Source organism: Aureimonas jatrophae, assembly GCF_900104035.1.
Lineage (GTDB): Bacteria > Pseudomonadota > Alphaproteobacteria > Rhizobiales > Rhizobiaceae > Aureimonas > Aureimonas jatrophae.
This window is the reverse complement of the sequence record NZ_FNIT01000002.1, coordinates 42747-56216: the sequence shown is the minus strand read 5'-3', so window position 1 is coordinate 56216 and position 13470 is coordinate 42747. Positions and strand designations below refer to the sequence as shown.

Genomic DNA, 13470 nt, shown 5'->3' with positions numbered 1-13470 from the left:
ACCGCACACCCGCTCTACGGAGCGGAATCATCCGGCACTAGTTGCGACCCTTGATAGGCTGTGTCGCAAGATGGGGAACGTTCAGGAGGGTCGACGCTGCGGGAGCCGGACCGCTAAGAGCATCGACGCCCGAGAAGCGCGGATCGAGGGCGAACAGCTCGATCAGCAGTTCGGTGAGGGCCCGGACGTTGCGCGAAGGGAACTGCCCGGGCGGGCGCACGACGTAGGCGCCCGCCGATTGGGGCGGGTAGTCGGTCATGATAGCAACGAGGGCGTTGGCAGCGAAATAGTCGTAGAGGATGCAGTCCGGGAGCCAAGCGATGCCGAGGCCGGCCGCAGCCGCAATGGCGAGCGCCGTACCGTTGTCGGCCTTGAAACGCCCCTGCGGCTGAATGGAGACGACAGTGTCGCCGTCCATGAACTGCCAGGTTTCAGTACTCTGCATCAAGGCCTGGTAGCCGACGATCTCTTCCGGCGTCTTCGGCGAACCATGCGTTTCGATGTATCGCGGGCTGGCCACAAGCTTGCCATGGATCGTGGCGACACGCCTCGCGACCAGATTGGAGTCGGGAAGATTGCCGATCCGGATGGCGCAATCAAAACCTTCCGCCAGCAAGTCGACGTATCGATCGGCGTAGGTCGTATGGATCTGCAGGTCCGGGTGGCGTCTTCCCATCTCCGACAACAGGGGTGCGAAATGAGTTGGGCCGAAGGTGAGCGGCGCCGCGATCCGCAGAAGGCCGCGCAGCTCTCCGTCAGGCGATATCGCCTCGCGACCAGCCTCGACCTCGGCGCTCACTCTCGCCGCATAATCCCGGAACGTCGACCCAGCTTCCGTCAGCGCGGCACCGCGCGTGGTCCGGGTGAACAGTTGGACGCCGAGCTCGGCTTCGAGCCGTGCGAGCCGTCGGCTGACTATGGACTTCGAGAGCCCGAGACGCCGCGCCGCTGCGGTGACCCCGCCGGCACTCGCCAGCTCCACAAAGGTCCTGAGATCGTCCGTATCCATTCCAGCGTTCCCCGTTCGGCGACACAGACCGCCGGAGACGGGTACTACCTCTTCGCGGACCAGAAAACAGTTAGCGCCTTGCCTCGACGCAGCAGCAACCTAGCCGACGTCGCGGCATCGTGACCCCACACTGATTCAAGGATGCCTGCATGACCTTGCGCAACGGCCTCGCCTCGCTCCTTCGTCCCGAAGATTCCGTTCTTGTGCTGATCGATCACCAGCCCTACCAGTTGACGAACCTGAACAGCCACGACCCCCATGCGGCAGTGAACGCCGCGACGGCCTTGGCCAAATCCGCGAAGGTCTTCAACGTGCCGACGATCGTGACGAGCGTGATCGCGGATCGCGGCGGCAGGATCTTTCCGCAGATCACCGATGTCTTCCCCGGCCAGGAGGTCATTGACAGGACGTTCATCAACACTTGGGAGGACCCTAAGGTCGTAGATGCGGTGAAGGCGACAGGTCGCAAGCAGTTGATCATCGCGGGGCTTTGGACGGAGATCTGCGTCGCCATGCCGGCGATCCAAGCTCTGGGAGAGGGTTGGGATGTGACAGTGGTCACCGACGCTTCCGGAGGAACTTCGGTCGAGGCACACGAAGTCGCGATCCAGCGCATGATCGCGGCCGGCGCGAACGTGATGACTTGGATGGCGCTAGCGGCCGAGTGGCAGCGCGACTGGGCACGGGTCGAGACCGCGACGGCGCTGAATGAAGTCATGCTACAGCATGCCGCTGGCAGCGGTATCGCCTATCTCTGGGAGCAACAGCTTCTCAACACACCAGTCGGCCCAACTGGGCAGTCTTCGCAGTAACGGAAAGAGGTGACTGGATAAGGTCGGGACTTACGCTTCATAAGTGGACGCGAGGGTTCTCCTTACATTCAGGACTCGTCTGATTTTCTGTAGATAACCCTTCAACAACCGTCCGTTTTCCGACATTATTTGCTTGGAAGCGGACGGTCCCCTTTCCACCCCTTATCGCCATCAGCACGCGACCACCGCTACGTTGTGATCGCACGTTTTTCGGTCGATCAGCGGAGCATGGGTAGCGTTGCCACCACCCATGCGCGACGCCCGTCCCGTTAGTTCGAGCGACGCTCCGCCTCCGTGTAGGGTACCGCCAAGTCGAATACCTCGTCGGGCGGCAGGCAGTTCATGGCATTCACCGCAACCCGCACACGCTGCCCCAGGCGCTCCCGGCCCTTCGCGGTCGTCGTGATGACGTAGCCATCCTTGCCGGCGCGGCGAACACGCAGCCACTCGCGAAGCTTCGGTTCGACGTGGAAGATCATGTCGAACAAGCGACCGAACGGGATCGGCTCGGGCTCGGCCACCCCCTCGATCCCGAGCGGGAGCAGACCCGCCAATCCAACGGCGCACAGGTGCACGAACTGCACGAGCGGGAGACCATGGCGGGGTGCCTCGTCGTCGTTGAGAGCATGCCAAGCCACGTTGTTGAAGCCGTCCCACACGAAGAGGTGCATGTGCTCGGGTGCCGCGCCGGTACGAACAGCCAGGCAGAAGTCAGCGATCGTGTTGCGCGCTTCGTCGTCGAGCGGGATGCGAGGCTCCTGCAGGTCGAGGTGGCTCAACAACCAAGCGAGAAGATCGCTGGCCTCAGTTATCGCGGCGATGTCCGCATGGTCGCCGGTGTCAGCCATCGGATCATCCGAGCGCTGCAACCGGCTAGCGTGCGAGAATGAGGAGGTTGGGTTCGAAGAGCGCATCGGTTCATCTCCATAAGACGCGATGCGATCCGAGCCGGGCACGGGCTGCACCCGGCTCGTCGCCCCACCCTTTACCGAGCGTCTCCGCAAGAGCTTTTAGTCATTGAAGCGATCGCTTCAGAACGATTTAAAATCTAAGTGCAACTGACCGCCGGGGAGCCGTGCGATTTTCTGACGTTCGGTCTTTAGGTGGGACGGCAGCTGTAAGCTCTGTCTTTCTGGAAGCCGACGTTCCGCTTTCGGCCCGAATTCCCAGATCCCCATCCTATCGTTACTTGGTCGGCAAAGCATGAATTGGCGCATTTTCCAACACGCATGCCAACTTGGAATACGCCGTTGCGACGTGCGCGCTCGTTCCACGAACGGCATGTTTACCATGTGGCGGCCGTAGCAAAGGTGCGGGTCAAGCAACAGGACTTGATGTGAATAAGGTCTCCGCTCCGCTGACTTCTCGATAGACCGCGGACGCATTTCGTGGAGTCGCGGTCAAAGCCGGAACGACAATCCATGATGGAACCGAGCGTCCAGTCAGAACCAGAATAGCCGCCGCCGCCGCGACGGCACCCTGCCGGAATGGATTCTGCGCGGCAACACCGCACAGAATCCGTCCCTCACCGAGGGCCGCAGCTGCGGCTGCGCCGAGATCGACGGTCGTCATGGCTGGCGGCCTTTTGCAGGCGGAGAGAACGGGCAGAGCTGCGACCGCCGGCTCGTCCCAGACGATAAAGACGCCATCCGGCTCCGGCTCCTTCTCGAGGTAAGTCGCGATCACCTCGACCGCCCGGGCCGGCGTCTCGAACTTCAAGTGTGCGAGGCGGATATCGGGGCGTTCGCATCGCATCCACTTGTCGAACCCGATCTCACGTTGAGCCGTCGCGAAGAAGTCGACGCTGTAGGCGGCAACGCATACACGGCCTCCCGGCGGCACATGCGGCGACAGAAGCTCCGCTGCAATCTGGCCGAGTCGGAAGTTGTCGCAGGAAACGGCACTTGCGTAATCGCTCTCCGGCAGGAGTCCGGAGGGAACGTTGTCCAGAAGGATCAGACGGACGCCCGAGGTTGCCAAGCGGCGGAACGCATCGGTCACCACCGTGCCGCCGACCGGGATCGCGATTACCGCATCCGGCCGCGCCGCGATCAAACGGTCGATCGCCGCGACCTGAGCGGACGGGCTGAATTCGCAGTCGATGATGTCTGAAATCTTCGCCCCGGCTTCCGCAAGAGAGGCCTCGATACCGGCGATCTGGCGTCGCGACCAGTCGGACGCTCGCGTGTGCAGAAGAAGCGCCACCTCAAAGGCGTGCGACCGCGCCTCCTCGCGCACGCTCTGCGTCAGCGCGGCAAGCTCCGGTCCGGCGGCGCGCTCGCCGTGAGGGCCGAGGCCAGCGGCCGACGATGATGTTGCCGCGTCCGCCCGTGTCATCAAGCCTCTCCCGCTCCACGGATCTTGTCCAGCTCGAGACTAGAGGAGCGTTTGCGGCTTGGGAACGTCGGGTTCACGCTGCACCTGCAGCGGCTTGCAGGAAGGTGAGGACCTTGGGATGGGCAAGGGGAGTCCCGCTCGTGATCCAGGCCTCCAGGAAGTGCGAGGCGAAGAGCTCCTCTGCGACAACCGTCGCTGCGCCGACGAGGCCTGCCGAACGGCCCATGCGCGAGCGCAGGATGGACAGGTCGCGGCTCGCGAGCGGTTGTGCATGGCGATAAACCGCCTCGCGGATCGCCGCGAGGCAGATATCGCCGGTCTGGGCAAGGTCGCCCCCGATCACGAGGGTCGCGGGGTTGAAGATGTTGACCAAGCCTGCAAGCGTCGTGCCAACGAGGCGCCCGGCCTGCGCCAGAATGTCGGCCGAGAACGGATCGCCGAGCCGCGAAGCGGTACCGATGTCGTCGACCGTCACGGCGCCCGAGCGCGCCAGGATGGCCGCAAGGGCGGGGCTTTGTCCCTCGCTTGCCGCCCGCTCGCCCTCGCGCGCGATCGCCTCGCAACCAGCGACGGTCTGCAGGCAGCCGACGTTGCCGCAGCCGCAGACGAGCATGCTGCCTTCGCCCATGTAGACGTGGCCCATCTGGCCGGCGATCCCCTGCGCCCCGCGCAGAAGCTGGCCGCCGGACACAAGGCCGGTCGAGATCGACGGGCCAAGGTCGACGAAAATCAGATCGAAGGCGCGCTCGGGCGGGAGGGCCGTGATCTCTCCCATCGTTGCCGTCTGGACGGCGCTTCGTGCAAAAACCGGTGCACCGAAGCGGACGGCGAGCCGTTCGACGAGGCGCGACTCGTTCCAGTCCGGTGATGTCGCGAAGCGCGGCACGGCAAGCTGCACCTCCTGTTCGAAGTCGACCGTTCCCGGCGCCCCCAGTCCGATCCCCCAAAGCGGTGCTCCCCCCTTGCCGAGGGCCCAGGCGAAAAGCGTTTCCAGGCGTTCGAGCAGCGATGGGCTCGGCAGGTCCGGCGCCACATCCTCGTAGTGCTCGAGGAGGAGCCGTCCCGAAAGGTCGGCGAGACCGATGCCGACCGTGCTGCCATCCATGTTGGCAACCAGGAGCCGACCAGCCTCTGCCCTGAACCGCAGAAGCTTCGGCGCCCGTCCGCCGATGGAGCGGCCGACGCCGTTTTCCTCGACGAGGCCGAAGGCGGATAAGGTCGCCAGGCGGTCCACGATGACCGCGCGCCCGAGATGGGTCTCGCGCTCGAGGTCAAGCCGTGTCGCCGGGCCAGCGTTCCTCAATGTGCCCAGGATCGACACGAGGCTCTGCCGTTCGGCCTCGAGCGCGCGCACGCGTTCGGCGCCAAGCGAGACCGGCTCGCCGCGGCTCACAGATGCCCCTACATCGCTGGCGCGTCGGCTGGCCAATTGTGTCTCCTTTGCGTGCGACCATGCCCGAACCGACGATAGGGCCGCAACTGCATTTCAGTGGCATTCGGCAGATCGCCATTGACTTCTGCTTTTTATCAGCATTAGTTGTGTTTCTGACATCGAAAGTGTCGGCAAACGTCGGGGAGGGCGGATTGGCCGGTTGGAAGATGGCGTATCACGCCAATTGCTGGGGTCCGCTCGGCGGGGACGCCGTGGGCGTGACGTCGATCGGACGGCTCGCCTACCGCACGTTCGGCGATATGGACCGCGCGGCACGGGAGATCGCTGCAGCCGGTTACAAGGGCATTGAGTTCTTCGACGGCAACGTGCTTGACGGGGGGGCGGACGACTTCGCCTCGCTCCGTCGCACGCTGGCCGAGACCGGCCTCGCGCTCGTCGCTGTCTATAGTGGCGGCAACTTCATCTTCGCCGACGTGCTGGAGGAGGAGCTTGCGCGGATCGGGAAGGCGGCGGACGCCGCGCAGGCGCTTGGGGCGGAGCATCTCGTCGTCGGCGGCGGCGCGCGCCGTTTATCGGGCGCACGGAGCGGCGACTACGACGCCCTCGCCGCAGCGCTCGACAAGGTGGTCGCGATCGCCGAGGCGCGCGGCCTCAAGGCCCAGTACCATCCCCATCTCTCGACCATCGTGGAAACGCCCGCGGAAGTCGCGCGGATCTTCGAAAAGACCGCGATCGGCTTCTGTCCCGATACGGCGCATCTGGCCGCCGCCGGCGGCGATCCGGCGGCGCTGGTGACAGGGCACGCCGCGCGCATCACCTACGTCCACCTCAAGGGCTGGCGGCGCGATCCCTTCGCCTTCGTTCCGGTCGGCGAGGGCGACTGCGACAACGGCGCGGTGATCAGGGCGCTGAAGGCGATCGGTTACGACGGCTGGATCTGCAACGAACTCGACGCTTGGCCCGATCCCGCCGCGGGAGCGCGGGACAGCCTACGCTTCGTCGAGGCCGAGGCCGCCAAGGCCTGAAGACATGCGGCGATGCCCCAAGGCGCGCCGAACACTCTGGGAGGAGACCCAACACCATGCGCATCACGACCGTTCTGCGCCCGGCCGCGCTCGCCGCCGCGCTTCTTCTGTCCGCCGCGCCGGCAGTTCTTGCGGCGGATCCCGCGCAGGCGCTCGCCGAGATCGGCCGGTCCGTCATGAGCCTCGGGCCGAACGGCGAGAAGCCGGAGCCTGCCTCCGCCGTCTCGCTGAGCGAGGAGGAGCTTACCCGGATCAAGGCCATGAACGCCAAGGCCGCGATCGTCATGCACTATGCCGGCAACGACTGGAGCCAGGCTCAGATCGAGGGTCTGAAGGCGCAGTTCGACAAGATGGGCATCGCCGTGGTGGCGACCACCGACGCAGGCTTCAAGCCCGACAAGCAGGTCGCCGACCTCGAGACCGTGATGGCGCAGAAGCCGAACGTCATCGTCTCGATCCCGACCGACCCGACCGCGACGGCCGCGGCCTACAAGGCGGCGGCGGATGCGGGCGTGAAGCTCGTCTTCATGGACAACGTGCCGGCCGGCTTCAAGGCGGGCAGCGACTACATCGCCTCCGTCTCGGCCGACAACTACGGCAACGGGGTGGCGACCGCCCACCTGCTGGCCCAGGCGCTGGGCGGCAAGGGCGACGTCGGGCTCGTCTTTCATGCCGCCGACTTCTTCGTGACCAAGCAGCGCTACGATGCCGTGAAGAAGACGCTCGCCGAGAACTATCCCGACATCAAGGTCGTCGCCGAGCAGGGCATCGGCGGACCGGACTTTGCCGGCGATGCGGAAAAGGCGGCGGGCGCCATGCTCGTCTCCAACCCGACCATCAAGGGCATCTGGGCGGTCTGGGACGTACCGGCCGAGGGCGTCGTCAACGCCGCTCTGAACAACGGCCGCGACGATCTCGTGATCGTCAACTGCGACCTTGGCGAGAACGTCGCGATCAACATGGCGAGCGAGGGCAACATCAAGGGCCTCTCCGCGCAGCGCCCCTACGACCAGGGCGTGACCGAGGCGATGCTGGCTGGCTACGGTCTCCTGAACAAGCCGGCGCCGGCCTATGTCGCCCTGCCGGCGCTTCCCGTCACCAAGGCGAACCTCGCCGAGGCCTGGGACCAAGTCTACCACAAGCCCGTCACCGACAAGATTAAGCAGAGCATGGAGTAGCGCCGATCGCCGTCGCCCTTCGCCCGGTTCCGGGTGAAGGGCGGCGCATACCGTCGCGCCTGTTCCCCTCGAGGTTTCACCATGAGCCATGCCTTGCCCGAGGCCGTGCGCATGCGCGGCGTCTCCAAGCATTTCGGCGGCGTGCGCGCGCTGGAGGGCGTCGATCTCGACATCCGGCCGGGCGAGGTGCACGCGCTCCTCGGCGAGAACGGAGCCGGCAAGTCCACGATCCTCAAGATCCTGCGCGGCGTGCAGCCGCCGAGCGCCGGCACCGTCGAGATCGGCGGCACGGCGATGAAGGGCTTCACGCCCGAGGTCGCCCGCCGTCTCGGCGTCTCCATGGCCTTTCAGGAGATGAGCCTCGTTCCCACTCTCACCGTCGCGCAGAACGTCTTCCTGAACCGCGAGATCAAGGCTGGCGCCTTGATCGACGACCGCGCTGCGATCGAGGAAGCGCGCCGTCTCTTCGCCCGCATGGGCGTCGCGGTCGATCCGCTCGCCAAGGTCGCCGACATCCCGGCCGGCCACCGCCAGCTCACCGAGATCGTCAAGGCGACGTCGCAGCCCTGCAAGGTTCTCGTCCTCGACGAGCCCACGACCGCGCTCTCCGGCAACGAGGTGGAGCGCCTCTTCGACTACGTCCGCCAGTTGAAGGCTGAAGGCGTCGCCGTGGTCTACGTCTCGCACCGCATGGACGAGATCTTCCGCATCGCGGACCGTGCGAGCGTCCTGCGCGACGGGCGCCACGTCGTCACCGGGCCGATGGCCGACTTCACCCTCGACAGCCTCATCGCCCACATCATCGGTCGCCGCTCTCGCGGCTTCTCCGATGTCGTGCGCGAGACGGCGACAGTCGGCGAGACCATTCTGGAGGCGCAGGGCCTCGTCGGGGAGCACAAGCCCGCAGGGGTCGACCTGACGCTGCGCCGCGGCGAGGTCGTCGGCATCGCCGGCCTTCTCGGTAGCGGCCGCTCCTCGCTCGCGCGCGTTCTTGCCGGCGTCGCGCCGCTGCGGGGTGGCGAGATCCGCGTGAAGGGGCGGGCCGTCACGATAAACAAGCCTGCCGATGCCATCGCCGCCGGCATTGCGCTCGTGCCCGAGGACCGTTCGCGCCAAGGCTTCGTCGCCTTCCACAGCGTCGAAAGCAACATCGCCCTTCCGAACCTCTCGCGCCTCTCCGACGGCGGCTTCGTGGACGGGTCGAAGTCGGCACGGCTGGCGGACGAGTCGATCGCACGCCTGCGCATCAAGACGGACGGCTGCCGGGCACCAGTGCGCTCCTTGTCCGGCGGCAACGCGCAGAAGGTCGTGATCGCCAAGTGGCTCGCGACCGAGCCCGACATCCTCATCCTGGACGAGCCGACCGCAGGCATCGACATCGGCTCGAAGTCCGAAATCGTGACGCTGATCCGCGGCCTCGCCAAGGCCGGCAAGGCGATCCTCGTCCTGTCCTCCGAATTGCAGGAGCTGCTGGCCGCCTGCGACCGCATCCTCGTGATGTCGGACGGGCGCATCGCCCGCGAGATCGACCGCCAGGCGCTGGATCCAGGTCCCGGCGGCAGCGAGGCCGACGCGCTCGGTCAGGCCGAGCAGACCCTGAACACCTTCATGCAGCAAGCCCGATCCGAGGCACGCACAGGGACGGCCCGATGAGCAACCCGACGACATCTGCGCCGCGCAAGACCCTGTCCGCGCTCTCGAACTGGCGCGACTACATCATCTATATCGGCTTCGTCGCGATCTTCCTCGTCTTTGCCGTGACGCTCGGAGACCGGGGTTTCCTTGACCCCAACAACCTCCTCAACATCGTCCGCCAGACGGCGATCATCGCGATCGTAGCCGTGGCCATGACCTTCGTTCTCGGAGCCGCCGAAATCGACCTGTCGGTCGGCGCGGTCGCGGGGCTGGCCTCGGTCACGACTGCCATGGGCATCGACCAGTTCGGCATTCCGGGCGGCATCCTCTTCGGCCTCGGCACGGGCATCGTGTGCGGCGCGGCGAACGGCTGGCTGACGACGGTGGTCGGCATCCCCTCGTTTCTCACGACGCTGGCCATGATGGGCATAGCCCGCGGCGTCGCCATGTGGATTTCCGGCACGGCGGCGATCCCGATCCTGTCGAAGACCTACGTGTCCGTCTTCGGTGCCGGCAATCTCGGACCGGTGCCGAGCCTCCTCATATGGGTCGCCGCCATCGGCCTTCTCGGCCACGTCGTCCTCAGGCGCACGACCTTCGGGCGGCGGGTGCTGGCGACCGGCGGCAACGAGACCTCGGCGCGCTATTCGGGCGTCGATACGGCCTCAATCAAGTTCAAGGTCCTGCTCTTCTCCTCGCTTGCGGCGGCGCTGGCCGGCATGCTCTATGCCGGACGCCTGCGCTCCGGCCGGTTCCAGTTCGGCGAGGGCGACGAACTCTCGGTGATCGCCGCAGCGGTTCTGGGCGGCACCAGCCTCTTCGGCGGGGCCGGTACGGTGATCGGCTCGATCATGGGGGCCCTGATGATCGGCCTCATCAACAACGGCCTCGTGCTCATGGGGCTCGAATTCTCCCAGCAGCTCATCGCCCGTGGGGCAATCATCATCCTCGCCGTCGCGATCAGCCAGGCGCGGCGACGCTGATCCGAAGGATGGACCCGATGACCAACACATTCTTCGACGCGCACGGCCGCGCGACGATTGAGGCCGCGATGGCCCGCATCATCCCCTCTGACGACGGGTTGCCCGGCGCGCGCGAGGCCGGCTGCATCGACTTCGTCGAGCGATACCTTTCCGGCCTCGACTACATCTTCGCAAAGCCCGATGGTTCGGGCTTCGAGGTTCTGGAAGGGCGATCGGCCGACGCGTGGAGGCAGCGCATCGAGATCATGCGCGGCAAGTATGCCGACGGCATCCGTGAGCTCGACGCCCGCGCGAGCGCACGCTTCGCCACGGTTTTCAAGGACCTTTCTCCCGCGGACCAGGACGAGATCCTGCGCGCGCTCGAGGCCGGGGCGGCGCATGATCCGACGACGCTGACCGTTTCGGACGGTCTTGCTGGCCCCCTTGGGGAGCCGGCCCTGCAACAGACTTCGACTGAGACCGACCTCGACTTTTTCCCGCTCCTCGTCGCCCATACGCGCCAAGGCTTCTACGCCGATCCGATCTACGGTGGGAACCGGGACCAGGTCGGCTGGCAGGTGATCGGCTTTCCCGGCCCCGCCTCGCTCAGAGAGGTGCACGAGGGCCGCTACACGACGCTGCAATGGTTCGCCGAGGGCGAGGCCGAGAAGGTCAAGGAGTTCCACGATGGTCTCTAAGGGCAAGCCGGCGCGCACCGACGCCGTGATCATCGGCGCGGGCGCTTCGGGCGCGGCCGCCGCTAAGGTTCTATGCGAGGCGGGCGTCAAAGTCGTCGCGCTCGAGAGGGGGCCTTGGCGACGCAAGGAAAGCTTCGGCGGTGACGAGCTCGCCAACATCAACCGCTACAATCTCTGGCCCGACCCGCTTCTCAATCCGCGCACCTGGCGTGAGACCGCCGCCGATAAGGCGCGCGTCGACCTCTTCTGTCCCGTGCCGCAGATGGTGGGCGGCGGTACCGTCCACTGGCAGGGCTGGCTGCCGCGCTTCACGCCCAACGACTTTCGCATGCGCACGGTCGCGGGCGACCTGCCTGGCGCCTCGCTCGCCGATTGGCCGATCACCTATGACGAGCTCGAGCCCTACTACCAGAAGGTCGAGTGGGCCTTCGGCGTATCCGGCGAGGCCGGCGCCAACCGCTTCGAGGGACCGCGCTCGGGGGGGTATCCTTGCCCGCCCATGCCCATGTCCCGCTATGCACAGAAGTTCCACGAGGGCTGTGCGGCGCTCGGGTGGAACGCCTTTCCGACGCCTCAAGCCGCGTTGTCGCGCCCCTTCGCCGGCCGCAAGGCAACTGTCGTTAGTGCCTTCGCCCAGCAGCATGGGGACCCGACCGGTACCCGCTCCTCGGCTCTAAACGTCTTCGTCCCGGATGCGGTGGCGACGGGCAACTACGAGCTTCGACCCGACTCCTATGTTCGCGAGCTGGTGCTCGACGGAACGGGCAAGATCCGGTCCGCCGTCTATGAGGATGCGGACGGAGCGGTCTTCGAGCAGGAGGCAGATCTCTTCATTCTCGCCTGCGGCGCGGTGGAGACGGCACGCTTGATGCTGCTTTCCCGATCGGGCCGCTTCCCGAACGGACTTGCCAACGGGTCCGATCTCGTCGGTCGCAACGTGACCTTCCATGAGTATTCCGCCGCGGTCGGCACCTATACCGATCCCGTCTATGCCTGGGCGGGTGGAGGCTACGTCAGCGCTTCCACGTTCGAGCACTACGAGCATGATGAAACGCGTGGCTTCATCTCAGGAGGGCACATCGCAGTCGCCGGCGTCGGCATTCCGCTGCCGATCAACTGGCGCCTGCCGGGCGCCCCCGCTTGGGGTGCCGAGGCGAAGCGCATCGACCGCGAGCAGTTCAGCCATTCGCTCGCGGTGGCCATGGTTCTGCACGACATGCCCCAGCACGACAACCGCATCGATCTCGACGAAGAGGTCACGGACGCCTGGGGTCTGCCGGTGGCGCGCGTCACCCTGAAGGCCCACGAGAACGACCTCAAGCAGGGGCGCTATCTCATCGACCGGGGGGCGGACATCCTGGAGGCGAGCGGAGCGACCTCCGTCACGAAGGTCTATGCCGACCGTGTCACCGGCAACTGCTCGCATCAGCATGGCACGGCGCGCATGGGCGACGACCCGGACACGTCCGTTCTCGACCGCTGGTGCCGGGCGCACGAAGTGGAAAATCTCTACGCGGTCGACGGCTCGCCCTTCCCTACGGGTACCGGCGCCAACCCAACACTTACCATCATGGCCAATGCTTGGCGCGTCGCCGATCGGATCGTTGCCCAGCGGGGATACAGCAATGTTTAGATCGCCGTTGCCGATATGAAATATGGCGAGCGTAGCAAACATATACTACAGACCGAGGGGGATACAGGGGACTAACAACCGCGCCGATCGAGTATTGGTGGTTGGCGATCTCATGCGAGGTGATCGGACTCAGTTGTCGTCGTTTGCGGGATGGCAGCTTCCTGCACGATTGAGCTGAAAGCTGCCCGTCTGCTTTCGGCCCAGCTCCGCCGTCGCTCGGCATCGAACTATGGGTATCGCTCAGACGCGCTGGAGCGCGATATCCATAGGGTCAACGAGCTGACGCTCGCTGTCCTCTTCTTCGTCTGAGATCGCCCCAAGCGTCGGCGCCCGGACCTGTCAAGGGGCAAGCGCTGTGCGCGTCGGATCGGCCCTTGCCCTCACGCGGCAAAATCGGTCTTCACCGCTTCGCGTCGAACCTTCCGATTTTGCCGCCCGCCGACCCCTGGACGGTTCCGTGCGCTGCCATTCGGGGGTCTGCGCCCCCTCCCTTCGCTCCGGGGAATGTCAGGAGGCCATTCACCGGCACGAGAGCCCGGGGCCTCGCCCACAGGCGATAAGAGGGAACAACCATGGCTCGCATGAGGACGAAGTCCGGCTCCAGCCGCGGCATCGACACCAACCGCAGCGACGTCTACGGACGCATCACCGACAAGATCGTGGCACAGCTCGAAGAGGGGGTGCGTCCTTGGATAGAGCATCTCGTGGTATCGGCAAATTCAGCGATGGCCTTTGCAGCAGCGCCGACGCATCTGCCACGATCGAAGGTAGGTCCGCTCATTAGACGG

The 13470-nt window shown here is 65.7% G+C and carries 11 protein-coding genes; 7 read left to right on the top strand and 4 right to left on the bottom strand.

Going from position 1 to position 13470, the window contains the following annotated elements; genetic code table 11:
- Window positions 1–37: 37 nt before the first annotated feature.
- A complete protein-coding gene (locus BLQ76_RS04785) occupies window positions 38–1009 on the bottom strand; it encodes a LysR family transcriptional regulator (protein WP_090669824.1) in 972 nt (323 codons plus the stop codon).
- 149 nt (window positions 1010–1158) lie between these two features.
- Here BLQ76_RS04785 and BLQ76_RS04780 point away from each other — a divergent pair, with 149 nt between their 5' ends.
- The gene (locus BLQ76_RS04780; RefSeq protein ID WP_090669821.1) at window positions 1159–1821 is read left to right on the top strand and encodes a hydrolase; all 663 of its coding nucleotides are present in this window, start codon (window positions 1159–1161) and stop codon (window positions 1819–1821) included.
- 269 nt (window positions 1822–2090) lie between these two features.
- On the opposite strand, the gene BLQ76_RS04775 is transcribed toward BLQ76_RS04780, so the two are convergent.
- From BLQ76_RS04775 to BLQ76_RS04765, 3 genes are all read right to left on the bottom strand, one after another.
- Window positions 2091–2669: a hypothetical protein gene (locus tag BLQ76_RS04775; protein ID WP_090669818.1), complete on the bottom strand. Its 579-nt coding sequence runs from the start codon at window positions 2667–2669 to the stop codon at window positions 2091–2093.
- Window positions 2670–3138: 469 nt separating this feature from the next.
- Window positions 3139–4158, bottom strand: coding sequence for a substrate-binding domain-containing protein (locus BLQ76_RS04770; protein ID WP_090669815.1), 1020 nt, complete (start codon window positions 4156–4158; stop codon window positions 3139–3141).
- 73 nt (window positions 4159–4231) lie between these two features.
- Window positions 4232–5587 (bottom strand): ROK family protein, encoded by a 1356-nt coding sequence (locus tag BLQ76_RS04765; protein ID WP_139183927.1) that lies wholly within the window; start codon window positions 5585–5587, stop codon window positions 4232–4234.
- A gap of 155 nt (window positions 5588–5742) precedes the next feature.
- Here BLQ76_RS04765 and BLQ76_RS04760 point away from each other — a divergent pair, with 155 nt between their 5' ends.
- The 6 genes from BLQ76_RS04760 to BLQ76_RS04735 all read left to right on the top strand — a co-directional run bounded on the left by BLQ76_RS04760 (window position 5743) and on the right by BLQ76_RS04735 (window position 12682).
- Window positions 5743–6576, top strand: a complete 834-nt coding sequence (locus BLQ76_RS04760) for a sugar phosphate isomerase/epimerase family protein (RefSeq protein WP_090669809.1) — start codon at window positions 5743–5745, stop codon at window positions 6574–6576.
- A 56-nt stretch (window positions 6577–6632) separates the two neighbouring features.
- On the top strand, window positions 6633–7754 hold the full coding sequence (locus BLQ76_RS04755) for a substrate-binding domain-containing protein (RefSeq protein WP_090669808.1): 1122 nt from the start codon (window positions 6633–6635) through the stop codon (window positions 7752–7754).
- An 81-nt stretch (window positions 7755–7835) separates the two neighbouring features.
- Window positions 7836–9407: a sugar ABC transporter ATP-binding protein gene (locus tag BLQ76_RS04750; RefSeq protein ID WP_090669803.1), complete on the top strand. Its 1572-nt coding sequence runs from the start codon at window positions 7836–7838 to the stop codon at window positions 9405–9407.
- Window positions 9404–10372, top strand: a complete 969-nt coding sequence (locus tag BLQ76_RS04745) for an ABC transporter permease (RefSeq protein WP_090669800.1) — start codon at window positions 9404–9406, stop codon at window positions 10370–10372. The genes BLQ76_RS04750 and BLQ76_RS04745 overlap by 4 nt, the downstream gene beginning before the upstream one ends.
- A gap of 17 nt (window positions 10373–10389) precedes the next feature.
- Window positions 10390–11049 carry a gluconate 2-dehydrogenase subunit 3 family protein gene (locus tag BLQ76_RS04740; RefSeq protein WP_170842475.1) on the top strand — a complete coding sequence of 220 codons (660 nt, stop codon included), beginning with the start codon at window positions 10390–10392 and terminating at the stop codon, window positions 11047–11049.
- On the top strand, window positions 11039–12682 hold the full coding sequence (locus BLQ76_RS04735) for a GMC family oxidoreductase (protein WP_090669793.1): 1644 nt from the start codon (window positions 11039–11041) through the stop codon (window positions 12680–12682). Before BLQ76_RS04740 ends, BLQ76_RS04735 begins: the two co-directional genes overlap by 11 nt.
- The last annotated feature ends 788 nt before the right edge of the window (window positions 12683–13470 follow it).

Coding starts and splice junctions, on each gene's coding strand:
- BLQ76_RS04780 (WP_090669821.1), top strand. CDS start 1,159: ATGACCTTGCGCAACGGCCTCGCCTCGCTCCTTCGTCCCGAAGATTCC.
- BLQ76_RS04735 (WP_090669793.1), top strand. CDS start 11,039: ATGGTCTCTAAGGGCAAGCCGGCGCGCACCGACGCCGTGATCATCGGC.
- BLQ76_RS04770 (WP_090669815.1), bottom strand. CDS start 4,158: ATGACACGGGCGGACGCGGCAACATCATCGTCGGCCGCTGGCCTCGGC.
- BLQ76_RS04775 (WP_090669818.1), bottom strand. CDS start 2,669: ATGGCTGACACCGGCGACCATGCGGACATCGCCGCGATAACTGAGGCC.
- BLQ76_RS04750 (WP_090669803.1), top strand. CDS start 7,836: ATGAGCCATGCCTTGCCCGAGGCCGTGCGCATGCGCGGCGTCTCCAAG.
- BLQ76_RS04755 (WP_090669808.1), top strand. CDS start 6,633: ATGCGCATCACGACCGTTCTGCGCCCGGCCGCGCTCGCCGCCGCGCTT.
- BLQ76_RS04740 (WP_170842475.1), top strand. CDS start 10,390: ATGACCAACACATTCTTCGACGCGCACGGCCGCGCGACGATTGAGGCC.
- BLQ76_RS04745 (WP_090669800.1), top strand. CDS start 9,404: ATGAGCAACCCGACGACATCTGCGCCGCGCAAGACCCTGTCCGCGCTC.
- BLQ76_RS04785 (WP_090669824.1), bottom strand. CDS start 1,009: ATGGATACGGACGATCTCAGGACCTTTGTGGAGCTGGCGAGTGCCGGC.